We start from the raw sequence: 22,412 nt of genomic DNA on the forward strand, positions 1-22,412 counted from the left end.
CTACCTGAATGCCTTGTTCATCGCGGCGGCCGCCGCGTTCAACGCCGCCGAGGGGTCCTTGGCTCCGGTGGCGATCTGCTGCACCGCGGTCGGCAGCAGGTTCTGGCTGTCGATCTTCGACCAGGCCGGTGTGCTCGGCACGAACTTCGTACCGGCCTTCAGTGATTGGACGAACGGGGCGAGGAACGGGTCGTTCGCGGCGAGCTTGTGCTGCACGCTGGTCAATGTCGGCAGGTTCCCCATCGCCTGGTACATCTTCTCCTGATACTTTGCGCTGCCGAGCAATTCGACGAAGTCGACGGCGAGGCTGCGATGCTGGCCGGCGCGGAAGACGCCGAGCAGGTTGCCGCCCGCGAAGGCCGGTGCGACCGAGCCTGTTTCGGTGCCGGGCAGCGGGATCACCGCGTATTTGTCCTTGGACGCACCCTGATCCATGGCCTTGCGGCTGAAGTCGCCACCGATGGTCATCGCGGCCTTGCCGCCCGCGAAGGCTTGCACGCTCTGGGTTCCGGTGAAGTCGGCGCACTGCGCGGGTGGGCAGATGTCGTCGTGGATCAGCTCCGCGTAGCGGGTGATCCCCGTCTTTGCCCGGTCGGAGTTGACCGTGGCGTTCCACATCGTGCCGTCGTTTTCGGCTATCTCGCCGCCATGGGCCCAGAGGTACGGCAGCATCGCGTAGGTGTACTTGCCACCGACCGAAATCCCGTACAGATCGGGCTTTTTCGCGCGGATGCGGCGGGCGGTGTCGGTGAGTTCGGCCAGCGTGGTCGGCGGCCGCAGGCCGAGTTCGGTGAAGACGTCGGTGCGGTAGTACAGCGCGCGGATGCCCGTGTACCAGGGCAGCCCGTAGATCTTGCCGCCGGACTTCGCGGTCTCCAGGACCGACGGGTCGATGTCCTTGCCCTCCGGCCAGGACGTGAGGTCGGCGCCCAGGTCGGCGAACGCGCCGGTGACGGCGTAACCCGCGAGGTCGGTGTTGCCGAACTCGGCGAGATCGGGGGCGCTGGCCGGATCGTTGAAGGCGCCTGCGAACTTCTCCGCTCGTCCGGCGACCGGCACCCACTGCACGTCGACGTCGACATTCGGCCGGGTCGCCTTGAACTCCGCGATCGCCTCGTTGATCACCGCTTCCTTCGGTGCGCGCGTCGCCTCGTCGAACAGCCAGACCCGGACGGTGCCGGTCTTCTCATCGGCACCCGATCCGGCCGGACCGGACTGCACCGGCGCGCACCCGGCGAGCAGGAACAGTGCGGCTCCGAGCGTGAGTGCGCGTCGCACGGCCCCGCCTGGCCGGAATTCACGGTGCAGCATCAGATTTTCGGTTCCCATTCATCGCGCGTTGCATATAATGCAACGTGTATTGCGTTGCGTGCCACAATGTTTAGCACCAAGCGGGGGGCACATTCAATAGGCAGATGTGATGCGGGTCGCAGATGGATGTGTGGGGTCATGGGCGGACTCGGCGGGATGACCCCAGGTGGTTTGGATGTGCGCGCTGCCGCGGTGATGGCGGCTCGGAGCCACCTGGTCGGTCGCGGTCGTATTCGGGGTTCCAGGTAACGGATCGAACACGGGCGCCGATCATTCGCATGTGCGCGTTTACTGCCGACCGATCCTCGGCGGGTTGGCAGCCCTACTGCTCGTGATCCTCGCCCTGTTCCTGATGCCTACGAATGAACCCCCGATGCCCGCGACCAACCAGCAGGTGCGGACGTTGCCCTTCATCTCGACGCCGCCGACGACCACTGTCGACGGAAGGCCTTCTGCGCCAATCGATCAGCCCACGCCAGGTCGCGAATAGGCGTTACGCGGTAATCGGGTGGACGCGGTCCGCGCCGATCCGATCGACCCGGTCGCGACCCCAGGCGCCGAGCGGCTCCAGCGCGCGATTGAGCGCGGTGCCCAACTCGGTGAGCTGGTATTCGACGCGCGGCGGCACCTCGCGATAGACCTCGCGCGACACGATCCCGTCTTCCTCCAGCTCGCGCAGCTGCTGGATCAGCATCTTCTCCGAGACGCCCGGCAGGCCGCGGCGGAGCTCACCGAACCGGCGGATGCCGTGCGCCTCCAGCTCCCACAGGATCAGCGCCTTCCACTTGCCGCCGACCACGTCCATCGCCGCGTCGATGCCGCAGAAATATGGTCCGGATCTCTTTTCACCCATCGCCCGACCTCGCTACCTGTTCACACACTTATTGGTAAGTACTGGACTAAATAGTAGGTACTTGTCGCTTTCGGGAGCAAAGAGCAACCTTGTTTTCAGCGCGCTGACCACCCCGTTCACTTCCAAGGAGTTGACCCCGCAATGGCGGAAACCACGAATACCCCCGTGACCATCCTCGGCCTCGGAGCGATGGGCCAGGCGCTGGCCGCGACCCTGTTGAAGGGCGGCCACCCGACGACGGTGTGGAATCGCACCCCAGGCAAGGACACCGATCTCGTCGCCGCCGGGGCCGTCGGCGCTTTGTCGGTCGTCGACGCGGTCCAGGCAGGCGGACCGATCATCGTCGTCCTGTTCGACCACACCTCCGTGCACACCGTTCTCGACCCGGTCGTCGGCGAACTGTCCGGCAGGCAGGTCGTCAACCTGACGAGTACCGCCCCCGACGAGGCCCGCGAACTCGCCACCTGGGCGGCCCGGCACGGCATCGACTACCTCGACGGCGGCATCATGGCCGTCCCGCCGATGATCGGGCGGCCCGGTGCGTCCATCCTGTACAGCGGCGCTCGGCAGGTCTATGACGAGCACCGTGAGGCCCTCGAATTGCTTGCTGCCGCAGAATATTTCGGCGACAACGCCGGACTGGCCTCGGCCTACGACTTCGCGCTACTCGCCAACATGTACACCATGTTCACCGGCTTCATGCACGGCGCGGCCATGATGCGTTCGGTAGGCGTCTCGGCCAGCGCCTTCGCCGAGCGGGCCGTGCCGTGGGTGACCGCCATGGCCCAGATGCTCCCCGCCTACGGGCGGATCATCGATGGTGGCGACTACACCAAGCCCATCCAATCCCTCGCCTTCCACAAGGCTGCCCTCGACGCCATCAATCGAGCAACTCGCGACGCGGGCGTCACCGTCGATTTCGTCGCTCCCATCAAGAACCTCATCGACCGCCAAGTGGCCGACGGTCATGGTTCCCAGGAGTTTGCTAGAACCATCGAAGAGTTGGTGTGACGGACAGGGCTCCCGACTCGCATCCTCGGGAGCCCGCCCGCAACGTTGCCCATCGAATTAACTCCACAAAACCCGTGGCAACCGGCGGTCGGTGTCATCGGGGCATCGGAAACTGGCTGGTGCCCACGGTTTTCGTCGATGGTCAGCGTGCGCTTACGTGCGTTGCTGGGCGGAGACGCGCGTGGATGGTCCGGATCGTCCGGATCCGCCTCGATGGAACAGTCCTCGGCTTCGCGCCGACCGTTGAATCTCCCGTCTAGCAATTGACACGCTAACTCGCATTCGGGCGATTGCATCCGTTATCGCGTTGCGGTGATCTAGATTCTGCACGTGCTCGATAGTGCGAACCACCAAACTTCCACAGTGCTCATCCTTGGCGCCGGCCCGGCGGGTCTGGTGCTGGCCAACATCCTGCAGGCCGCGGGGGTGGAGTCGATGGTGCTGGAGCGGCGCAGCCGCGAGCAGGTGCAGCATCGGGCCAGGGCCGGGTTCCTCGCTCCCGATAGTGTCGCGATCCTGCGTGAGCACGGCCTCGCCGCCGGGCTCGACGCCCACGGTCACACTCACGATCGTTGCGAATTCCGTACTCCCGCAGGCAGTATCGACCTGCGCTACAGCGAGCTCGGCAGCGGCAGGGTGCACACCGTCTACCCCCAGCAGGATCTGGTCACCGATCTGATCGAGGAATACCTGCGCCGAGGCGGCACGCTGCGATTCGACACCACGGTCGAGCGGATCGACGACATCCACACCGACAGGCCCACCGTCGTGGCGCGCGACGAGACCGGTCGCGAACTCCGGTTCGCCGCCCGCTATCTGGCCGGATGCGACGGCGCGCGCGGAGTGGCACGGACCGCGGTGCCGGCCAGAACCGCGTCCCGCGACCACGGCATCACTTGGCTCGCGCTGCTGGCACAGGCGCCGCCCGCCGGTGATTCGGTCATCTACGGCGTGCACGACGCGGGGTTCGCCGGGCACATGCCGCGCACCGCCGAAGTGACTCGGTACTACCTGCAATGCGATCCGGCCACGGACCCGGAACACTTTAGCGAGCAACAGATTTGGGCCGAGCTGCGGCGGCGGTTGGCCGCGCCCGGTAGCCCGGCATTGGTCACCGGACCGATCATCGAACGCACGCTGGTACGGCTGCGCTCGCAGATTCTGGACACGCTCCAAGCCGGCCGGTTGTTCCTGGTCGGGGATGCCGCCACCTCGATCAGCCCGTCCGCGGCGAAGGGGGCCAACCTGGCCATCTTCGGCGCGCAGCTGCTCGCCGGCGGCCTCGTCGACGCGATGCGGAACGCTGATGAGACTGCGCTGCAACAGTATTCAGCGGAGTATCGGCCGCGCATCGAGCGTGCCCAGGAATTCTCGCGCTGGATGATAGATCTGCTACATCCGCCGGTCGGCGACGAACGTGAACGCGCCTACCGGAGCGAGCGGCAACAGGCGCGACTGCGCGATCTGGCCCTCTCGCGGGCCCATCAAGATGTTTTCGCCGATAACTACGTCGGCATCTGAAATCCCCTCAGGAGGGCGCGTGACCCGTGCAGTGACCGTCTCCACCACCCCGTCCGGCAGATCTAGAGCAACTGGATACGGTCCTAATGTTCCTGCGCCGCAACGACACCGAGAGCACGCTGATGGCGATGCTGCCCGAGCTGACCGTCGGCGAACGCGATGCGATCGCCGCCCGCTGCCGGTTGTCGCATGCCGCACTATTGCTGAGCCCGCGTGATCTCACCGAACTATCGGAGGTCCTCGCCGAACGTGGACTCCTAGCCGGGCCGGCCACACCCAGCACGGTGGTGCGGGGGCGGCTGGCTGCCCGGCAGCGCAGGGCTTCAGCTCCGCGAAACCCAGCCGCTGGCTATGGATTTCGCGCTCTTGCGCGCCACGCGCTGACGTCGTCGACGCTCGGCTAGGCGGTGGTGCGTTGTGTGATGGCGGTGTGTAGTGCCGATATCGCGCCACGCACTACCAGCCCGACTGCTACCACCGGCGCGAATACCAACCATGGCGAGCGCCGGTGGTAGTCGCAGTAGAACCGCAAAGCACTGCGGTGGTGGCTGCGGATCTTGCGGAACGGTGCTGAGCGCATGCTGCCGCCTTCGCGGTGGCGGATCTCGACGCTCGGGTCGAGGACTACTCGCCAGCCGGCGCGGTGCATGTCCAGTGCGGCTTTGGTCTCCTCGAAGTACAGGAAGTATCGGGTGTCGAATCCGCCGATGGCGTCGAATGCGCTGCGGCGGAACAACATACAGCAGCCAGAGATCCAGTCGACATCACTGGCTGTGGTGACAGGCGCACCGAAGTACCTGCGGGTCGCGGGATTCCCTGGCCATACTCCGCCGAGCAGGGCGTGCACGATTCCGACTGCCAGCGAGGGGAATCGGCGTCCGGTCGGGTACGGCGTTCCGTCGAGCCGAGCCACCTGCGGCCCGATCATTCCGATACGGTCGTCGGTCATCGCTGTCTCGACCAGTGCGGCGATCGACCCGGGCGCGAGCCTCGTATCGGGGTTGGCGATCAAGATCCATTCCGCGTTGGTCGCTGCTGCTCCCTGGTTGATCGCGGCAGCAAGCCCCACGTTCTCGCTGTTGCGGATCACCGTGCCGCCGAATTCCGCCACGAGCTCGACGCTCCGATCAGCGGAAACATTGTCGACGCCGATCACTTCTAGCGCGAGCGGCTCTACTGCGGCCGGTAGCGATTCCAAGAAGGGCGGCAGATCTTCAGCACTTTGGTACGTCACCAGGATGAGGCCAACGGTCTTGTCGTCACGGCGAGACATGCGCGCGAACCTATCAGGTGTCGGACACCGCCTGCTCGTTCCCTACTCCTCGGAGAAGGTTCGCAATGCTGCTCGAGCGGTCTCCACGACGGTGCTCCACTCAGGCATCGCGATAACTGCAGCATCGCTGGTGCCGGGCGGGAGCGAGGAGTAGAGAGGAAGTAGTACGCCAGCCAATTCGGCTATCCCTTCGGTTTCGCTACTGTTCCTGAGCACCGTGCCGATGTACCGCTCTATGTTCTTGTCGTCAAGGTACAGATCGAACAGGTCCCCCACCGCTTGGTCCAAATTCTCGATCAGATCTGGATCACCTCGACGTTCCACCCAGACGCGCTGTTGAAAGTCGGGGTCGGCCAAGTTCTCCACTAAGTCGATGACAGCGCTTCGCGCCTCGGGATGCTCGATCATGTACGGACCCCTTTCAGAGCGACTCGATCCCGGATTCGGGTTCGAGATGAAGTCGGCAGATCTCAGCAGAAGCTCTGTGATCCTTGTCCGCCTCGGGGCTGTACAGCCGCATTTCATGAGCCGCATGGTCGAGGTGCTGCCAGTAGGACTGGGGCACGTCCAGGTCGTGACCGAGGTAGACCAGATAGTCGAAGGCAAGACCGAGTTCGTTGTGCTCGAGGAATTCGCGCGTTGGTGACAGGTCGACGTTCGGCAAATCCGACAGCAGAGTCTGGGCGGCGTCGAGGTAGCCGGCCGTCCGATCCCAACTGGCCCGCAACGCCGCTTGATCGTCAGTCATGGTGTCAGTGTCGCCGAGGCAGCCCTCGGTCAATGTTCCGACATGCTGCCCCGGCGGGCGTTGGCCAGATGGAGGCGCGTAGTCCTGGCGCCAACCGGAAGATTCGCTCACGCAGATCCTCGGTCGCAAAACGCGGGGGTTCACAATATATGCGGACCCATCAGACGTCGTTGATAGAGACCGCAGCCATGGCCAGCTTGTCAGCAGCGATCACTGCTGGCCGACTCTCGGCTGTCGCGGAGACACCGAACCGTGGCCTCGACGCGGCCCGGGCAAGCGGCCCGCGACCGAGCATGTGGTGGCCTGATGTTGAACATCTGTGGCCGATAACTGGGCAGCGTATCCGTGGTGCGATGCTCGAGAATTCGATCATGACCGACGTCGTAGCGGCCGCGCTACGCCTGACCGACGAGCAGATCGCCGTCCGCACGGTGGCAGGCAGATCGGACGGAGACCGTATGTCTACGCGTGATCGGCAGGGCCGGCCTATCGACCGAAACCCGAAAGGTGTTGCGACCGTGACCCACGACAATGAGCAACCGCCGCCGACCGTGGTGATGTCGCGAATGTTGGATGGATTCCTACTGTCTCAGGCGTTGTTCGTGCTCGCGGAAGCCGGCGTCGCGACGATTCTGGACGAGGAGGGACCGCAGACGGTGGCGGTCCTGGCCGAACGGACCGGGTCCGATGCCGACGCGCTGGCTCGGCTGATCCGCATCGTCACGCCACACGGGGTGTTCCGGGCAGCGGACGACAAGGTGGCTGTCACCCCGCTCGGGGCCACCTTGTCCGAGAAGCATCCCCAGTCGTTGTACGGCATCGCCGTTGGCAGCATGCACCTGCACTATCGGGCGGTCGGCGAACTCGCACACACCCTGCGGACGGGGGAGCCCGCCGCACGAAAGTATTTCGGCACAACATATTTCGATTACATCGCCACCAATCCAGAGCTCGCCGAGCTTTTCGGGCGGGCGATGACGGTCTTCGCCAACACGATGCGGGCCGGCATGTTCGACGGCTACCGGCTGCCGGCCGGCGACACGATCGCCGACCTCGGCGGTGGCGACGGCACCGTGCTCGTGGAGTTGCTTCGCCAGGACGGTCACCGCGACCGGCGAGGCGTCGTCTTCGACCTGCCGGGCGTCGTCGAAGCCGCGCACGCGACGCTCGCCGCCGCCGGCATGGCCGAGCGCGTCGAGGTGGTCGCCGGAAACTTCTTCGATGACGTGCCGCACGCGGACATCTACCTGCTGAGCTGGATTCTCCACGATTGGAACGACGCCGACGCTGCGAAAATCCTGCGGACTGTCGCCGCATCGGCCGCGGCGGGCGCGCGACTGCTCGTTGCCGAGCTGGTCGTGCCCCCCACCGACGCTCCGCACCCGTCGAAGGGTATGGACCTCGTGATGCTGAGCCTGCTCGGCGGCAAGGAACGCACCGCGAACGAGTACCGAATACTGCTGAACAACAACGGGTTCGACCTCGACCGCGTCGTCCCCACCTCGAGTCCCATCGTTATCCTGGAAGCGACCAGGCTATGACAGCAGATTAGACCGCGTTGATCATCGGCGCGTTCCGCGGGCTGGGATATGCCCTGGCCGAAGAGTTCTCCTCAGGCCAGGGCAGCATCGCCGACGACGAACACAGCGGCGTCGAGGTCTATCTGTCGAGCAATCCGAGTTGACCCAGGCGATGCGCAGTTTCGCCGCCCGGCACGCCGACGACCCGCGCACTCTGCTGCTGATGGCGCCCGGGTGGGTGAAAACCGAGCTGGGCGGTCCCGACGCGCGCTAGATCCGGCCGCGGACGAGGTCGATCAACCGCCCGAGCACGTGATCGCCCGACGCGCGCAAGCCTTTGTGCTCGTACTCGTTGGTGATCCACGGCCGCAACGTCGGGATCAACCGTGCGGTCTCCTCGGAAAACGCTCGCTCGACGTACATGTCGTTGGCGTAGATCGCGGCCGCCGCCGGGACCGTGCACTTACGCAGCACGTCGGCGTCATACAGTCGCGGCCATTCGTGTGCGGCGAGCAGCTCGGCGGTCTGCTTCATCGGCCGCAGACCGTGGACGTCGTCGAAGACCCACGGAAACACGTGCTCGCCGGTGAATAGCGTCCGATCGGTGCGGAACTCGTCCGGCAGCACGCGCTCGGCGGACCAGCGGGTGGCGAATCCGTGGGAGTAGGACGACTCATGCTGCTCGCCGCACTCGACGGCGCATTGCCGCAAACACTCTCTCTGAGCATTCCCTCGACGAACTGGACACCGGGCTCCTATGACCTGTGCGTGATCACCCAGCACAGAAGCGGAACCGGCCGCCTACCAGCAGCATCCAGCCCACCGAGAGCTGGCGCAATGGCTGGTACCCCGGCTTGCGGCCCGGGCTGTGGTGGACCACCGGCGGCAAGAAACGGCCGCGGCGACTCTCTGTCGTGCGGTGTCGTGTCTCGCGATTCTCGGTTCAGATGCGCGCTGGTGCGCGTACTTTCGCAGCATGGGTGGGCGGCTGGCGCTTGTGGTCGGCTCGGAATGCGACGCACTCGGCGAACTGGGGTTCGTAGCTGAGCTCACCGGCGGGCTGTACGAGCGGCTCAGCCGGTTGGGTGGCTGGCAATCGGCCATCGATGTGGAGGGCCCATTGCTGGATCCGACCGTCGAGGAGTTGAAAGCCGCTGTGGCGCAAGCGTGTTCGGTGGCGTCGGAGCGGCAGGCCACGCTGTTGATCAGTTTTCTCGGCCACGGTGTCGCGGCACAGCGAAGCCTGTTCTTTCTGCTGGCCAAGGATTCCGACCCGAGCCGGTTGAACTCCGACACCGCGCTCAATCTCGGCCAGAACATCATCGAGAATCTGATCCCCGCCCGATTGGATGGGCTGATCGTGCTGGTCGATGCCTGCGAAGCCGGCGCGGGGGTCGAGGATGCGCACCGATGGATCGAAGTGATCGATCCGACTGCCGGGCGTATCGAGGTGCTGGCCGCTGCCAACGACGGCGACGCGTACAACGGCTGTTTCACCCGGACGATGTTGGCGATATTCGACCGGGGTATGCCGCAGCAGGGTGCCTATCTGCTACCGGGAGATCTACGACCGGAGATCGCCTCCGCGTGCACGTATCAGGTTCCGCGGCAGCTCAGTTCGGCGGTCGGTGGGGATCCCGGCCTATGGTTGGTACCGAATATATCGCGAGCCGACGATGCCGTCTTCGGCCGTCCATCGGCCGGTTTCGTCGATCTGCTGACGCGCGGGCCGGCGATCGGCGCCACTGTGCGCGATCTGGCAGCCGATGTTTTCGCCGCACATGCGCGCCGCCTGCGGATGGTGGTGGGGCCGCCCGGATGCGGCAAATCCACGCTGATGTCGTTGCTGATCCGCCCCAGCTTGCTGGCGGAGGCGCCTTTCACGTCCCATTACGTCAACGCCGCCGTCTTCCTCAGTGTGTCAAGCACTACCGAATCCTTTATCGCGGAGCTGACCATTCAATTGCTGCGGCGGCTCGCCGGATATAAGGACGCCATGGCCGAAGTCGCGGCGCGCTATCCCGAGCGTTCTGATATATCGCCCGACGCGGTCGAGCTTGCCGTACTGTTGCCCCTGGAGTTGGTGCGATCTCGATTCGGGCAGATCACCATCATCGTCGACGGACTGGATCAGCCCGACACCGGAACTCGCGATCAGGTGGTCACCGCGATCGCCGGCCTGACCCAGCGCGATCGTCTCGCCCACGTCCGCGTTATTGTCAGTCTTCGGGAAAATACCGGTATCGAAAACATCCTGCGAACCTCGCGCCCCTATGTGATGCGACTGCCCGCTCCCACCGACAGCGACATCATCACCGTTGTGCACAATGCGCACCGCGCCGCTCGGGATCACGACAGCGAGCCGACGTGGCGTAGCTTGCTGGCCTCATTACGCAGCGAGACCAGTGCCGGGGGATGGCTGCTGGCCCGGCTGATGGTCGAGATCCCTGATTTCATCAACCGCGCCGGCGGCACCGAGATCGATCTCGATGCGCTGGTGCAGCGACGAATTCAGGCTGCAGGCGCCGCGTCCGCGCCCCAGGCGGCCAGACCGATCGCTGCTGTGCTGGGAATCCTCGCAGCCGCAGGATCGGGTCCCGCGCTGCCGCTGGAATTGCTCGACCGCGCCATCTCAGTGCTGGGGATCGTGGCACCGAGAGCCCAGATCCGCGATCTCATCGCAAACCTCGGCGTGTTGATCAGCCGTGGAAATCCTGGAACACACGCGGAAACCCTCGGCCTGGCGCACACCGACTTCGCACTGCCGATCCAGCGAGAACTCGCACGATTCGACATCGGTGTGCGCGAGACACATCGCGCGATCCTCGCGGTCATCGAATCCGTGGATACCGATTCGATCGCACGATACGCTCGCGGCTCCGCTGTTCGTCACTATCTCGAAACCGGCGATTCGGCTGCCGCTCTCGACTACCTCGAACACTTGGATACGGTCAACGCCGCGGACAATCGTGACCGGTGGGAATCCTGGATGCCGCTGTTCGACGCTACCGTCGGGGAAGAACACCCCGATGCGATCACCGCTCGGCAGCAGGTCGCGCGCTGGCGTGGCGAATGCGGTGACATTTCCGCTGCCATCACCGAATTCGAACGGGTATTGACCGATCATTCGCGAGTACACGGCTCCAACCATCCTGGCACCCTCGCAGCGCGCCGTAGCCTCGCGCGCTGGCGTGGTGAGAGCGGTGATATCGCCGGTGCGATCACCGAATTCGAGCAACTACTCACCGACTGCCGGAACATCTTGGGCCCCGATCACCCGGACACTCTCGATACCCGTCGTAATCTTGCGCGCTGGCGTGGTGAGAGCGGTGATATCGCCGGTGCCATCACCGAATTCGAGCGACTACTCACCGACTGCCGGAGCATGCTGCGCCCCGATCATTCAGAGATCCTCGGCGCACGCCACAACCTCGCGCGCTGGCGTGGTGAGAGCGGTGATATCGCCGGTGCCATCACCGAATTCGAACAGCTACTCAGCCATCGCCTGCACGAGCTCGGACAAGACCACCCATACACCTTGAGCACTCGCCACGAGCTTGCCCACTGGCGGGGGGAACTCGGTGACACGTCGACTGCGATCGCCGAGTTCGAGCGGCTGCTGGTGGACCGCTTACGGATACTCGGCCCCGACCACCCCAGCACCCTCGACACCCGCGACAACCTGGCGGATCGGCGGGGGGAGAGCGGCGATACGTCGACTGCGATCGCCGAGTTCGAGCGGTTGCTTGTGGACCGCTTGCGGATACTCGGCCCCGAACATCCCGATACCCTCGGTACCCGCCACAATCTGGCCCGGTGGCGGGGTGAAAGCGGTGATTTCAGCGGAGCGGTCATCGAATACGAGCGGTCGCGGACAGTCGCCACCAAAGTGCTCGGTCCCGATCATCCGGCCATGCTCACGGCCCGCAACAATCTCGGCGAGTTTCGGGGTGAAAGCGGTGACGTCGCGGGTGCGATCGCCGAGTTCGAACGGCTCCTGAGTGATTGTCTGCGGGTCATGGGCCCAGATCATCCGAATACCCTTGGCGCCCGCCACAATCTGGCGCGCTGGCGCGGCGAAAGCGGTGATGTCGGCTACACGATCCGGGAATTCGAACGCCTCCTGGCCGACCGCCTGCGGGTGCTCGGCCCCGATCATCCCGACACCTATGCCACCGGTTACAACCTTGCGCTATGGCGCAGCGGGCAGATCCGTTGACCTCGGCGCCGAGTTCGCTTGGGCCGCATCAGGATAAGCGCCCGCGCGGGTAGCCCAGCACCGCCGGTGCGGAAGGGGGGCGGGGCGCTCTTTTGGATGCAATCTTCTGCTGTGTGTCGCCGCTGAGGCGGTGAACACATGGCATGTTCGACGCGGACACACCGGAGAATTGTGGCGTTTCCCGTGGCCACACCTGCCATCGCCCCTGCGACGCGAGCCCGGTGACCCTCCCTTTCCATATCCCGTACCTGGGCCAGGCCGACCACGGATCCCCATCCCGATTCCGGTCGCAGCCGAAGTACATGCCGACGCCCTAGGATCGGAGATCGCGGCGGCCGACGTGACAAACACGGAGACCACGGGCAAGGAACGAAACGAATGAAGTACTTCAAACTACATCCGGAAGTTCCCGCCGACCTGGGACAATTCACGCTGAACGATGCGTCGGACCCGCCAGAAACCACCTCCACCTACCTAGAATTCGCCTCTCCGGTACGCAGCGAATTCTTCACCTCGCAATCCGGGGTATACGCGGCAACTACACCATTGGCCGCAGCTCTGGCGGCCAGTGCGATGACCGGTTTCCGACTGGTTCCAGGCACCGGAGTGCCCACCCCCCATGCACAGGACCCCGACACCATCCAGATCCCCGAGTTCTACGGCATCCTCATCAACGGCAAACCAGGACGCGACGACTTCGCCATACCCCACGGCCGCAAAGGTGGACTCATCCTGTCCGAGCAAGCGGCCGATCTCCTCTGCGCCCGCGACCCCCGCCTCACCGAAACACGCTAAGAAGTCGACGAAACGGGAAGGCTTGTCAACAACCCCCTCCGCCAAAGCCCCTGAACCGCGTCCCCGCAGTACCTCGATGATCTCCGGCGGTGTCCGCCCCTTGCCTTCACGACGATACTTCTGCCGCACAGCGTGTTCGGGATTCGCGTTCACAACGTCTCCTTTATCGCGGAAGCGGTCGAGCACGTCAAGCCAGGCGGTGGAGCATGAACAGGCCCAGACACCGGCACGAACACCAACCACGGCGAGCGCCCGGTAGTCGCAATAGAACCGCAATGCGCTGCGATGGTGGGTGCAGATCGACGCCAACCGCTTGTAGCGTGAGCAGCTCCACGGCGGCCGGTAGCGATTCCAGAAACGGCGGCAGGCCTTTCCCGGGGGCGCCTCCACACAGCCCCCGCCGACCGAACCCTCCACAAAACACGTGGTCAACCCGCGATTTGGTCCACGCCGCGAGATCCTATAATCTTGCTGAGCACCACCGGTCCGGGTGGCGGAATGGCAGACGCGCTAGCTTGAGGTGCTAGTGCCCTTTAACGGGCGTGGGGGTTCAAGTCCCCCTCCGGACACAGTACGAGCCGAAATCCCTTGCAACGCAAGGGATTTCGGCTTTTCTTGTATCGGTAGGTGATTTGAACCCCCACGAGGCGGACGGTCACCACCAAGTGATGTGGTCTGAGGGCCTTAATGTGAATAAATGGGCTCAGGGGGCGCGAGTGAACCGTCGATCTCAACTGGCATCCAGCTCGAAGGACTGAGCCAGTGGCCGACAAACCTATCGAGGAACAGGCCGATGGACTCGACGATCTCGAGGAACCCGGCGTCGAGGGGCTCGCACCCAAGTCGGCGAACGACTTCGTCTGAGACTCCAAGCTCGCTCCAGGCGTTGGTGAGGACCAGGTAGGGGCGCTCTTGGCATTTCAGCTCGGGTCATAGTCGCCATAACGTCGGAGGATGGGCGCGGCGGCGGCGAGTTCGGTTGCTGCCTGTTGTAGTGACACTGCCGCCGGGTGCTCGGCGCCGAGTAGGGCGACTGTTTCCTCGTAGATCGGCTGGATCTTGTCTCGCAGTTCCCGAGACTTGCTTACGTCGATAGGGTCTGGCATCGGGAGTCCTTTCATCGGCTCGGGCATTGGCTGGTCGGCACGTCACGCGTCGCCGAGTGGTCGCTGAACACGAACGGGTGGCCTTGCAGGCGGCCGGTCACGCTCATACTGACACGCCAGGTTCCTGCGTAACAGGCTGCGCGCACCTCGTACGACCTGGAATTCGGCGGCCCTGGCGGGATCACCGAATCGGTGATGTAGGTGGCAGTCTCCCACCTACCGCCCTGCTGGTATTCCAGCGCCAGAGTCAAGATGTGCTCGTCGGGTCGCGCGTCGCACTGGGCGACGCCGTTACCTGTGATCATCGGCGGGTAGACCGATGGCCGACTGTAGGTGAATTCAAACCCACAAGACTTGGCGGAGACGAACTCGAGGTATGCAGTGGACATGGCCTCGGCCGGTGTGTTGGCGAGTAGGGCGGAGCCGAGTAGTCCAGCGAAAATGATTGCGTTACAACGAGATAGCATGGTGGTTCCCCCACCTCTTTTCTGTCTGAGCGCCTTTCGTGCGCCCAGTACCCTGTTTGGGCCTCGACAGGCCCGGCGACTTCACGCTCCGGGGCGCGCCTCGTGGGTCGGAGTGGTCGTGCTCATCTGCTGCGCGCACTTTGCTTGCCACTTGGTGCTCACTGCCTCATCGGCGACACACAGCAACGGATCGCGTTCACTACGTCAGTGCCTGCCGGTCGGTATCCGTCGCTAGGCTTGTGCACCCACTCGCGGTATCTCAGCATCGAATCGAATTGTGGTGAAGGCAAGGCGACCTCACCGCCGATGGGAACGACAGATACGTTGTGGCGGAACAACTCTGCGAACAGCGCGATGTCTCCGGGGATGTCCGGACAGACCAAGAATGTCCATCTTTTCGAGCGTGGGTGCGAGACGATCGGCCCGATACGGCCGTTGCGCTCCGTCAGGATGTGCGCCTTGACCAATGCGGCGAGTTGCGCGGGCATCGTGATCGCGCCGACGCTCCCGACCGTGAATTCGATCCGTGCGAACTCGGGCCGCACGCGGGCAGGCAAACCGCACGTGACTATGTAGAACTCGCGCTGCGACTCCAGAACAGCAGCACGCCGGTCAGGCAGCAGCTCGGTGTTCGCCATGTCGGATCACTCCGTCCCGGCCGCTTGTTGTCGTTCGCCGGAATCCCGTTCGACCATGCGAGCTTTCAGCTCTGCGACGCCATCTGCGCGTGGCAGTTCCGCGACCTTCTCCCGAACTTCGGTGGTGATCCAGCCGCCGTTTTCCATTTCCGCGAGCAGTCCGGCGAACTCCTCAACCGTGGGCAGGTTCGCCTCGTAGTACAGGATCTTGCCGGTTACCCCGTCCGCCGGCCTCGGCGGCGGTGGGCCACCGGCCGAGAACTCGGCGGCCTCCTCGGGTGTGCCGTGATGCTCGAGGAAGTACCGCCGTGCGTAGTAGTGCTGCTGCGGTGTCACCCCCAGCGGTGAACGCAGTTCGTCGTCCGAACCCATCGCTTGCGCCTCCTGCTCGCTCGTCGGTTGGAAAGCACCCGGCGCCGAGGAGGCGTGCACACCGACCGGCGGCTCACAATGCAAGTCGGCCATGTGCCAAAGGGGGAATTCCCTCTACCCGGCGTCGGGGCCGGTACAACCATCGCGCCTGTTTGCGCACGTCGGAAGGGGTTTTCGGTCTACGCTGGTCTAACCGGCGGTCTACTCTGGTCTACTCGTGGTATCCCAGGCCACTACAGGGAGCGAATGTTGGGTATGCAGGTCAAATGGACCGGTACCGAAGCCACAGCCTTGCGAGAAGCGCTGGGGCTCACTCAGAAACGGTTCGCCAGCCGTGCCGGAATCGCCAAGAGCACGGTGACGAAATGGAAGCACCGTGGCGGCGCCATCGTGCTGGGCGCCAAGTGCGCCGCCATCCTGGACACGATGCTTGCCCGCGCGACAGCTGAACAACGTGCCCGGTTCGGCGCCGCAGTTGAAAGCCAACTCGCGGACGAGCCGCCCGAACCCGTTGCTGCCCTGTGGGTTCCAGGTATTTGGACGGCGGATTCGACGGCGGTCGCTGACAGCCTGATTAGAGAGGACCTCACCTTGGATCGACGCCAAGTCGGCCGAGCCCTGCTCGGTGTAGTTGTAGGCACGCACCTTCTCGAACCTCTGGAACGATGGTTGCTGTCGTCTGTGGAGGTGACGCCACCCAGAGTCACGGCCGTCGGGGTCGGCTTCCAAGAGGCAGTCGAGTTGGAGAACTCGGCCCGAATCTTCCGCGAATGGGATGACCAGTTCGGCGGCGGTCTACGCCGCAAGGCCGTGATCGGTCAGCTCAGCGAGGTCAACGAGATGCTGCGGGATTCCCACCCACCCGAGATCAAACGGCGTCTGACCAGAACAAAGGCGCTGCTCGCGGAGACCGCAGCGACAATGTCGTGGGACTCTGGCCGCCAGAGCAAGGCACAGCAGTACTACGCCATGGCTGTTCGCGCGGCGAAGGAAGCCGACGATCCGGCGTTGTGTGCGAACGCCATCGCCGGCATGGCTCGCCAGCTTCTCTCACTCGATCACTACGGGCTAGCGGCCGGGCGCGAGAGCGTGGAGCGCGAGCGAGCCATGGACGCGCTCGAATTGATCCGGCTCGCACAAGACCAATTCGGCCAGCGCATCACAGCGACGACACGTGCGATGCTCCACACACGGGAAGCGTGGGCATTCGGGAAACTGGGACGGCCCACCGCGTTTCACCGAGCCGGCGATCGAGCCCACGAAGCCCTCAATGAGTCGGACCCGAGCGCCGATCCGTACTGGATCAATTACTTCGATGCCGCAGAGCTGGCGGGCACCCTCGGCGGGCGGCTGTTGGAAATGGCGCGCAGAGAACCCGCGTTCGCGGCTGCGGCGGCCGAGCAGATCGACCACGCCATCCAGCTGCGCCGTCCTGGTCGACGACGTAGTGCCGCGCTGGATCAGTTGGGAATGATGGAGGCCCGGCTCATCGAGGGCGAAGTGGAGGAGGCATGCCGGATCGGGGAGACTGCCGTTGAAGCGGTCGGCAAGACAGCGTCGGACCGGGTGCAGAAGAAGCTGATCAAGGTGTATCGCGCGACGGAACAGTTCGCGCAAGTCGGTCGGGTTGCCGAGTTGCGCGGTCAAATGAAACCGTTGTTGCTCGCGACGGCATAGGAGGAGCTAAGTGGTGCGCATCGGGGTTACCGGGCACATGAACATCACCGAAGAGACTGCACCGCTGGTGTATGACGTGATCAGCAAGTTGATCGCGGAGCGCGAGGATTCCACCGGGCTGGTTGGTGTCAGCTGCATCGCACGCGGTGCCGACTCGGTATTCGCACAGGCTGTCCTCGATGCCGGAGGCACGCTCGAGGTTGTGCTGCCCTCGCGAAACTATCGCGAGCGGAAGGTGAAGGCGGATCATGCGGAGCTGTTCGATCGGCTGATCGGTGCCGCGGAGACTGTTCACGTTATGGATTTCGAAGACGCGGGTAGGGAGGCGTACGAGGCGGCGAACGAATCGATGCTCTCCTCGTGCGACCGACTGATGGCTGTGTGGGATGGCGGAGCCAGCGAAAAGGGTGGGACGGGCACAGTCATAGAGCTGGCGAACACGAGAGGTATTCCGGTGGACATTGTGTGGCCCGAAGGCGCTGCGCGGAGCTAGCGCGAGCCGTTAGTCCTCTTGTCTTGGCCTTGGCTGGCCCACGATCAAGGAGACGTTTTGAACGCGATCCCGTACACGCTGCGCGGCAAGGACATCGCAGTTGTAGATGTCGAAGGAAATGGTCAGACACCACCGGAGATCATCGAGATTGCCATCCTGGCGGTCTCCGGCGAGACGGTCAACATCGATGACATGCGGGCGTGGCTGATCAAGCCGCAACGGCCGATCACCCAGATCGTCACCCGAAAAGTGCACGGCATCAAGAACTCTGACGTCGAGACTTGTCCGGCATGGGTTGAGATCGCGCCCGACATCGATGCCGCCTTGGCCGGGCGAACCCTCGTCGCGCACAACGCTGGAGTCGAACAACGAGTACTCGCCACGCATTTGCCCGACTGGAGCCCGATGATGGTCTTGGACACCTTGCGCCTGGCGAAGGCGGTGTGGCGCGACCTGCCCAGCTACAGCCTCGACAAACTCATCGAACATGTGGAACTCGACATGTCTGCGGTCGCCGAACAGGGATATCACCGTGCAGGTTATGACGCGTGGGCAGCGTGGCAGCTGCTCTGCAGGCTCGTCGAGGACAGCGGGTTGGATTGGACTGGGCTTGTCGATGCAGCGGCGCCGAGGGAGTTCGTTCCTAAGGTCGAGCCGGAAGGCGGGCTGTGGTGAGTGCTTCCCGTCCGGAGCTCATACATCCGTGACGATCGTTCTGACCAGTACCCATTCGGCTGGCAGAGCAACGTACATCAGGCGCCTGGCAAACGCCCTGCACCTGAGGCGGTCAGTTGGGCCGAGGGTGTCCAGTCGTACATCGAAGACGAACGGCACATTGTCGGGGCCGCCGGATAACCACCATGTGTTGACGGTAGCTATGCCGTCGTCGATGTCTTCGATGGTGCACTGGATCGTGGTGGCGCATGCATAGTTGGATGTGGGAAGTAGTTCCCCGCCGAACGAGGCGGTCTTGTCGACCAGTTGGTGAGGTCGGCCGTGTGCGTCTACCAACTCGACCAGGACGATGCCCGGTTGTGGACCGTCGCTGAGCCAGTAGACAGCGGTGGCAGGCAGTTCACAGCCATCGCCCATTCCCAACATTTTCTTCACGGCAGTAGCCTATCGATCCGACGGTCCGCGAGCAGACCGGAGCATGCGCGACAATCAGGGTTTCCTGAAGCGTTGACGCCTACGGCTCAGTGGCTGGCCACCATCCGCCCCGAACGCACGGGTCGCGTCAATGCAGGACATTTGGAGCCTCTCCATGTTGTCTGCTCCGGTAGCCCTAGACCGCAGGCGCACTCAGTCGAACGACGGTTCGGTATTTCTGCTTCGTTTGAGTTCGAAAAAGCCTGGAGTACCGGCGACCAGCAGGACCCCGTCCCATAGTTGTGCTGCTGCGTCCGCTTTGGGGGCGGGGGTGACGACCGGCCCGAAAAAGGCGATGCGTGTGTCGTTAGGGCCAGGGACGGCGATGACCGGGGTGCCGACCTCTTCTCCGACGAGACCGATTCCTTCGTGGTGGGAGGTCCGTATGAGAGCGTCGTACTCGGTGGAGTACGCGGCGTCGGCGAGGTCTTCGGACAGACCGGCGTCGGACAGGGCTGCGGCGAAGGTCTCCCGGGTCTGCTTCTGACCCAGATTGTGGATGCGGGTGCCCAGGGCTGTGTAGAGCGAGTCGAGGGCTTGGCTGCCGTATTTCTGTTCGGCGGCGACGCAGACCCTGACCGGATACCAGGCCGTGGTGTTCCACCGGCGGTATTGCTCAGGTAGTTCATCGAGATGGTTCTCGTTCAGCACGGCCAAACTCATGACGCGCCAGCGGATTTCCACTGGCCGGACCCTTTCTACCTCTTTCATCCAGCGTGAAGTGATCCATGCCCAGGGGCACCTCGGATCGAACCAGAAGTCAACCGGCGTCATGTTGGCACTGTATTCGGACACTTAGCTCCTCGTTGGTACCGGTACACGGTGTTATGCCCGGGTTGAGTGACCGGCGGCCGAAACGCCTCGTGGTGATCAGGACTTGGGTCACGATCGGGGTTCTTTCAAAGCGCGGGACAGCGCGATCAGAGCTCGGGCTTCGGCATTGAGATCGTCCCCGTCCGGGATCGCCAGACGCTTCGCGGAGAATGTCACATCGGGATCTTCGACCTGCGGTTTACGACCGAGGGCCTCCCGGATGTGCGCGGCGAGGTCGTCATCGGACAGTTTCGTCAGATCTAGCCCGGGTTCGACTTCGATGTAGGGGCTCACGCGGACCAGGCCGTCTCGACATTCGATCAGTCTGCGATAGAACTGCGCGTGAATACTCGGCCAGAGGAGCCGATCGAGTGGTGAGCCTGTGGTGTGGCGTTCGAGCGTCAGTTCCGGAAACGCAGTGGACATCAGCATCCACAGTGTGGCTAGTGCACGGTGCTGTCGCCAGTGCAGGAACCACGACCACAGCGCCGAGATCGCCTGCATCGTCGCCGGATAACACAGTCCTGCAACGATCAGCGCGGTACAGAAATTCGCGATGGCGAAGTTCATTGCATTGAATCTGCTGTGGAGATCGCTATGGATGACACGCACGATCAGCCAAGCGCCGCGGTTGAACGAGGTCAACGCCAGACCGAAGAGACCCACCGAGACCAGACCGAGACCGAGAATTTGATATCGCGGCGCGGAGGCCGCGTATCGCCATGCCATGATCGCGCAATACACGTAAGCGTATGCGAAATAGGCGTTTCCGATGAGGTAGAATCCGAGGATCGACGGCTCGGCGATATGTGGTGTGGATAGCGTATGCGCTCGGTGGCTCGGCGGCGTGGCGATCATGCAGACCACCAAGCCTACGCACGCCAGTGTCAGCAGCCGTAGCTGTAGTCGCCGGGACGACCGGCCTGGGTTTCCGCGGGATGCGAGGACAAATACTTGCATCAATGCGAACAGCCCGATCATGATCGTGAGGTTCATCAATATGCGGCCGACACCAAGCTGTGTGAGAGAGTCGATCGTGCGGATGCTCGACGGAAGCGAGACCGTGTTTCCGACGGCAAGGATCAGGAATGCTGCGACCAAGTGCCGAAGGACACGGTCGTCTCGCCCCCGAAGCAAGTCGACCCCTTTCCATAACGCCCCGATTGTGAGTACAGCTATCAGACATGTCTGTAGGAGCATCACAACCAGCCGCGTCTGCTGTTCAGCGCACTGTATAGGGCCTGTGCGTCGGATCCGGCCGGCGTCGGAGGCGTTGTGTAGTCGATGACCGATGACCATTCCTGGATGATCGTCGCCACCATTTCCGCCTGGCGTTCACGCTGTTCGTCGTAACACGTTCGCCGCAGGCCGCGTTTCGTCAGACCAGTAGGGAATTCGGGGCCCAGATCGGGAACATCGTCGAGACCGGTGTCGTCGACGTGTTCACAGAGAATATGGCCGATTTCGTGCAGGATGATGTGCACCTGATGCACCCGAGTGGTTTCTTCTTGGAAGAAGATGCAGTCCTCGTGGCCACGGGACATCCACAGTCCGAACGGGCCCGGGACGGGAAGAGCCCAGGGAATGAGGTGGATCGGTTTTCCTCGATACTCCCCGATCTGGTGACACAGCTCCTCTACTCGTAACGGCGGCTGAATATTGCAGTCGCGCAACACTTTTCGGCAGTGTCGGCGAATCTCTCGTTCGTTCACTGCTGGTCCTCGTCGCGTGGAGGCCTCGGATCCAGGATCTCCATCATCTCGAGCAACTGCTGCCGCAACGCAGGACTCATCGATCCAGCACGCATCGCGATTGTCTGCACATCCTGCTCGGCGAGCTTCTGCCGCAGTAGTTCGGACGCCCCGGTTTCGGCATCGGTGCCCGGCTCGGATGCGGTGCCGCCGACTCCGCGGTCGCGAACCTGGTCGGCGACCGCGTCGTTGTAGAAGTATTCGATAGGGACCTCGAAGAACTCGGCGAGCACGTCGAGCTGTTCGAGGGTTGGATTATGCTGTCTACCAGTGGCGAGCTGCCACAGGTAGGTGCTGGAGATCGAGCCGCCTGTCGCTTCGCTGATCTCTCTGGCAAGCCGTCCATAGCCTGGTCGCTGGCGCCGGTCCGGATAACGCGTAGTAATCAATTCGGTGAGCCGCTGGTCGATCTTCTGCACGACAGCCCGCGGTCCAGGGCGCGCCGCAGACTTGTCACCCATCCCTGCTCCTTTCCAGCTCAGGCCTAAGAAGGCGAGGGCCTGAGTCTGTCGCTGATTCAGTCCGGTCTCCACGGGACGCGACGATCGTTCTTCAGGGTAACGGCGGGCGCTGTCTCGTTCCTAGTGGAAGTACTTGGGGGAGCTTGCCACCGCTGGCGGTTACGCGACAGCTCAAATGCGGCTCTGCGCCGACCAACGAGCCCTCGACCACACGGCAGCCCCCGGCGGACGTCG

The 22,412-nt window shown here is 63.7% G+C and carries 25 protein-coding genes and 1 tRNA gene; 11 read left to right on the forward strand and 15 right to left on the reverse strand.

The window, feature by feature from the left end; translation table 11 throughout:
* Positions 1-1,329 (reverse strand): extracellular solute-binding protein, encoded by a 1,329-nt coding sequence (locus ACIBK2_RS32960; RefSeq protein WP_396972965.1) that lies wholly within the window; start codon positions 1,327-1,329, stop codon positions 1-3.
* A gap of 475 nt (positions 1,330-1,804) precedes the next feature.
* A complete protein-coding gene (locus ACIBK2_RS32965) occupies positions 1,805-2,164 on the reverse strand; it encodes a winged helix-turn-helix transcriptional regulator (protein ID WP_396972967.1) in 360 nt (119 codons plus the stop codon).
* A gap of 141 nt (positions 2,165-2,305) precedes the next feature.
* Here ACIBK2_RS32965 and ACIBK2_RS32970 point away from each other — a divergent pair, with 141 nt between their 5' ends.
* The 3 genes from ACIBK2_RS32970 (at position 2,306) to ACIBK2_RS32980 (ending at position 5,100) form a co-directional block, all read left to right on the forward strand.
* Complete coding sequence (locus ACIBK2_RS32970) at positions 2,306-3,175, forward strand: NAD(P)-dependent oxidoreductase (RefSeq protein WP_396972968.1); 870 nt, start codon at positions 2,306-2,308, stop codon at positions 3,173-3,175.
* Positions 3,176-3,538: 363 nt separating this feature from the next.
* On the forward strand, positions 3,539-4,696 hold the full coding sequence (locus ACIBK2_RS32975) for a 4-hydroxybenzoate 3-monooxygenase (protein WP_396972970.1): 1,158 nt from the start codon (positions 3,539-3,541) through the stop codon (positions 4,694-4,696).
* Positions 4,697-4,782: 86 nt separating this feature from the next.
* Positions 4,783-5,100: a hypothetical protein gene (locus ACIBK2_RS32980; protein WP_396972972.1), complete on the forward strand. Its 318-nt coding sequence runs from the start codon at positions 4,783-4,785 to the stop codon at positions 5,098-5,100.
* Here ACIBK2_RS32980 and ACIBK2_RS32985 read toward each other — a convergent pair.
* The 3 genes from ACIBK2_RS32985 to ACIBK2_RS32995 are packed head-to-tail and all read right to left on the reverse strand — an operon-like array spanning position 5,097 to position 6,717.
* Positions 5,097-5,969 carry a glycosyltransferase family 2 protein gene (locus tag ACIBK2_RS32985; RefSeq protein ID WP_396972973.1) on the reverse strand — a complete coding sequence of 291 codons (873 nt, stop codon included), beginning with the start codon at positions 5,967-5,969 and terminating at the stop codon, positions 5,097-5,099. The two genes, ACIBK2_RS32980 and ACIBK2_RS32985, sit on opposite strands and share 4 nt — an antisense overlap.
* Positions 5,970-6,011: 42 nt before the next feature.
* A complete protein-coding gene (locus ACIBK2_RS32990) occupies positions 6,012-6,377 on the reverse strand; it encodes a hypothetical protein (protein WP_396972975.1) in 366 nt (121 codons plus the stop codon).
* 13 nt (positions 6,378-6,390) lie between these two features.
* Entirely contained in the window at positions 6,391-6,717 is a 327-nt protein-coding gene (locus ACIBK2_RS32995) for a MafI family immunity protein (protein ID WP_396972977.1), read from the reverse strand.
* A 371-nt stretch (positions 6,718-7,088) separates the two neighbouring features.
* Here ACIBK2_RS32995 and ACIBK2_RS33000 point away from each other — a divergent pair, with 371 nt between their 5' ends.
* Positions 7,089-8,258: a methyltransferase gene (locus ACIBK2_RS33000; protein ID WP_396972979.1), complete on the forward strand. Its 1,170-nt coding sequence runs from the start codon at positions 7,089-7,091 to the stop codon at positions 8,256-8,258.
* 17 nt (positions 8,259-8,275) lie between these two features.
* Positions 8,276-8,401, forward strand: coding sequence for a hypothetical protein (locus tag ACIBK2_RS33005; protein ID WP_396972981.1), 126 nt, complete (start codon positions 8,276-8,278; stop codon positions 8,399-8,401).
* 106 nt (positions 8,402-8,507) lie between these two features.
* On the opposite strand, the gene ACIBK2_RS33010 is transcribed toward ACIBK2_RS33005, so the two are convergent.
* Entirely contained in the window at positions 8,508-8,948 is a 441-nt protein-coding gene (locus ACIBK2_RS33010; RefSeq protein ID WP_396972983.1) for a hypothetical protein, read from the reverse strand.
* 265 nt (positions 8,949-9,213) lie between these two features.
* Between ACIBK2_RS33010 and ACIBK2_RS33015 the strand changes: the two genes are divergently transcribed.
* The 3 genes from ACIBK2_RS33015 to ACIBK2_RS33025 all read left to right on the forward strand — a co-directional run bounded on the left by ACIBK2_RS33015 (position 9,214) and on the right by ACIBK2_RS33025 (position 13,820).
* Complete coding sequence (locus ACIBK2_RS33015) at positions 9,214-12,456, forward strand: tetratricopeptide repeat protein (protein ID WP_396972985.1); 3,243 nt, start codon at positions 9,214-9,216, stop codon at positions 12,454-12,456.
* Positions 12,457-12,834: 378 nt separating this feature from the next.
* Positions 12,835-13,251, forward strand: coding sequence for a hypothetical protein (locus ACIBK2_RS33020; protein WP_396972987.1), 417 nt, complete (start codon positions 12,835-12,837; stop codon positions 13,249-13,251).
* A 484-nt stretch (positions 13,252-13,735) separates the two neighbouring features.
* A tRNA-Leu gene (locus ACIBK2_RS33025) sits at positions 13,736-13,820 on the forward strand.
* Between the two features lie 351 nt (positions 13,821-14,171).
* Here ACIBK2_RS33025 and ACIBK2_RS33030 read toward each other — a convergent pair.
* From ACIBK2_RS33030 to ACIBK2_RS33045, 4 genes are all read right to left on the reverse strand, one after another.
* Complete coding sequence (locus tag ACIBK2_RS33030) at positions 14,172-14,357, reverse strand: hypothetical protein (protein ID WP_396972989.1); 186 nt, start codon at positions 14,355-14,357, stop codon at positions 14,172-14,174.
* Between the two features lie 11 nt (positions 14,358-14,368).
* The gene (locus ACIBK2_RS33035) at positions 14,369-14,662 is read right to left on the reverse strand and encodes a hypothetical protein (protein WP_396972990.1); all 294 of its coding nucleotides are present in this window, start codon (positions 14,660-14,662) and stop codon (positions 14,369-14,371) included.
* 320 nt (positions 14,663-14,982) lie between these two features.
* Positions 14,983-15,462: a DNA-directed RNA polymerase subunit beta gene (locus tag ACIBK2_RS33040; protein WP_396972992.1), complete on the reverse strand. Its 480-nt coding sequence runs from the start codon at positions 15,460-15,462 to the stop codon at positions 14,983-14,985.
* 6 nt (positions 15,463-15,468) lie between these two features.
* Positions 15,469-15,927 carry a hypothetical protein gene (locus ACIBK2_RS33045; protein ID WP_396972994.1) on the reverse strand — a complete coding sequence of 153 codons (459 nt, stop codon included), beginning with the start codon at positions 15,925-15,927 and terminating at the stop codon, positions 15,469-15,471.
* Positions 15,928-16,089: 162 nt separating this feature from the next.
* Between ACIBK2_RS33045 and ACIBK2_RS33050 the strand changes: the two genes are divergently transcribed.
* From ACIBK2_RS33050 to ACIBK2_RS33060, 3 genes are read left to right on the forward strand one after another with little or no spacing between them, the layout of a single operon-like run.
* On the forward strand, positions 16,090-17,511 hold the full coding sequence (locus ACIBK2_RS33050) for a helix-turn-helix domain-containing protein (protein WP_396972996.1): 1,422 nt from the start codon (positions 16,090-16,092) through the stop codon (positions 17,509-17,511).
* A 37-nt stretch (positions 17,512-17,548) separates the two neighbouring features.
* Positions 17,549-18,004, forward strand: a complete 456-nt coding sequence (locus tag ACIBK2_RS33055) for a hypothetical protein (RefSeq protein WP_396972998.1) — start codon at positions 17,549-17,551, stop codon at positions 18,002-18,004.
* 57 nt (positions 18,005-18,061) lie between these two features.
* On the forward strand, positions 18,062-18,679 hold the full coding sequence (locus tag ACIBK2_RS33060; protein WP_396973000.1) for an exonuclease domain-containing protein: 618 nt from the start codon (positions 18,062-18,064) through the stop codon (positions 18,677-18,679).
* An 18-nt stretch (positions 18,680-18,697) separates the two neighbouring features.
* Here ACIBK2_RS33060 and ACIBK2_RS33065 read toward each other — a convergent pair whose 3' ends face one another.
* From ACIBK2_RS33065 to ACIBK2_RS33085, 5 genes are all read right to left on the reverse strand, one after another.
* Positions 18,698-19,114 carry a hypothetical protein gene (locus tag ACIBK2_RS33065; RefSeq protein ID WP_396973002.1) on the reverse strand — a complete coding sequence of 139 codons (417 nt, stop codon included), beginning with the start codon at positions 19,112-19,114 and terminating at the stop codon, positions 18,698-18,700.
* A gap of 192 nt (positions 19,115-19,306) precedes the next feature.
* Positions 19,307-19,927 (reverse strand): DsbA family protein, encoded by a 621-nt coding sequence (locus ACIBK2_RS33070; protein ID WP_396973004.1) that lies wholly within the window; start codon positions 19,925-19,927, stop codon positions 19,307-19,309.
* A gap of 108 nt (positions 19,928-20,035) precedes the next feature.
* On the reverse strand, positions 20,036-21,265 hold the full coding sequence (locus ACIBK2_RS33075) for an MAB_1171c family putative transporter (protein WP_396973007.1): 1,230 nt from the start codon (positions 21,263-21,265) through the stop codon (positions 20,036-20,038).
* Entirely contained in the window at positions 21,166-21,678 is a 513-nt protein-coding gene (locus ACIBK2_RS33080) for a hypothetical protein (protein WP_396973009.1), read from the reverse strand. Before ACIBK2_RS33080 ends, ACIBK2_RS33075 begins: the two co-directional genes overlap by 100 nt.
* Positions 21,675-22,178: a hypothetical protein gene (locus ACIBK2_RS33085; RefSeq protein WP_396973011.1), complete on the reverse strand. Its 504-nt coding sequence runs from the start codon at positions 22,176-22,178 to the stop codon at positions 21,675-21,677. The genes ACIBK2_RS33080 and ACIBK2_RS33085 overlap by 4 nt, the downstream gene beginning before the upstream one ends.
* Positions 22,179-22,412: the final 234 nt, after the last annotated feature.

Origin of the sequence: Nocardia sp. NPDC050175 (assembly GCF_044459885.1) — a bacterium.
In the GTDB taxonomy this organism is placed as follows: Bacteria; Actinomycetota; Actinomycetes; order Mycobacteriales; family Mycobacteriaceae; genus Nocardia.

Bases quoted from the DNA above. Each gene is read 5' to 3' on its own strand.
- ACIBK2_RS32960 (WP_396972965.1), bottom strand. From the start codon at position 1,329: ATGGGAACCGAAAATCTGATGCTGCACCGTGAATTCCGGCCAGGCGGG.
- ACIBK2_RS32965 (WP_396972967.1), bottom strand. From the start codon at position 2,164: ATGGGTGAAAAGAGATCCGGACCATATTTCTGCGGCATCGACGCGGCG.
- ACIBK2_RS32970 (WP_396972968.1), top strand. From the start codon at position 2,306: ATGGCGGAAACCACGAATACCCCCGTGACCATCCTCGGCCTCGGAGCG.
- ACIBK2_RS32980 (WP_396972972.1), top strand. From the start codon at position 4,783: ATGTTCCTGCGCCGCAACGACACCGAGAGCACGCTGATGGCGATGCTG.
- ACIBK2_RS32985 (WP_396972973.1), bottom strand. From the start codon at position 5,969: ATGTCTCGCCGTGACGACAAGACCGTTGGCCTCATCCTGGTGACGTAC.
- ACIBK2_RS32990 (WP_396972975.1), bottom strand. From the start codon at position 6,377: ATGATCGAGCATCCCGAGGCGCGAAGCGCTGTCATCGACTTAGTGGAG.
- ACIBK2_RS32995 (WP_396972977.1), bottom strand. From the start codon at position 6,717: ATGACTGACGATCAAGCGGCGTTGCGGGCCAGTTGGGATCGGACGGCC.
- ACIBK2_RS33000 (WP_396972979.1), top strand. From the start codon at position 7,089: ATGACCGACGTCGTAGCGGCCGCGCTACGCCTGACCGACGAGCAGATC.
- ACIBK2_RS33015 (WP_396972985.1), top strand. From the start codon at position 9,214: ATGGGTGGGCGGCTGGCGCTTGTGGTCGGCTCGGAATGCGACGCACTC.
- ACIBK2_RS33020 (WP_396972987.1), top strand. From the start codon at position 12,835: ATGAAGTACTTCAAACTACATCCGGAAGTTCCCGCCGACCTGGGACAA.
- ACIBK2_RS33030 (WP_396972989.1), bottom strand. From the start codon at position 14,357: ATGCCAGACCCTATCGACGTAAGCAAGTCTCGGGAACTGCGAGACAAG.
- ACIBK2_RS33035 (WP_396972990.1), bottom strand. From the start codon at position 14,662: ATGATCACAGGTAACGGCGTCGCCCAGTGCGACGCGCGACCCGACGAG.
- ACIBK2_RS33040 (WP_396972992.1), bottom strand. From the start codon at position 15,462: ATGGCGAACACCGAGCTGCTGCCTGACCGGCGTGCTGCTGTTCTGGAG.
- ACIBK2_RS33045 (WP_396972994.1), bottom strand. From the start codon at position 15,927: ATGGCCGACTTGCATTGTGAGCCGCCGGTCGGTGTGCACGCCTCCTCG.
- ACIBK2_RS33050 (WP_396972996.1), top strand. From the start codon at position 16,090: ATGCAGGTCAAATGGACCGGTACCGAAGCCACAGCCTTGCGAGAAGCG.
- ACIBK2_RS33055 (WP_396972998.1), top strand. From the start codon at position 17,549: ATGAACATCACCGAAGAGACTGCACCGCTGGTGTATGACGTGATCAGC.
- ACIBK2_RS33070 (WP_396973004.1), bottom strand. From the start codon at position 19,927: ATGACGCCGGTTGACTTCTGGTTCGATCCGAGGTGCCCCTGGGCATGG.
- ACIBK2_RS33075 (WP_396973007.1), bottom strand. From the start codon at position 21,265: ATGGTCATCGGTCATCGACTACACAACGCCTCCGACGCCGGCCGGATC.
- ACIBK2_RS33085 (WP_396973011.1), bottom strand. From the start codon at position 22,178: ATGGGTGACAAGTCTGCGGCGCGCCCTGGACCGCGGGCTGTCGTGCAG.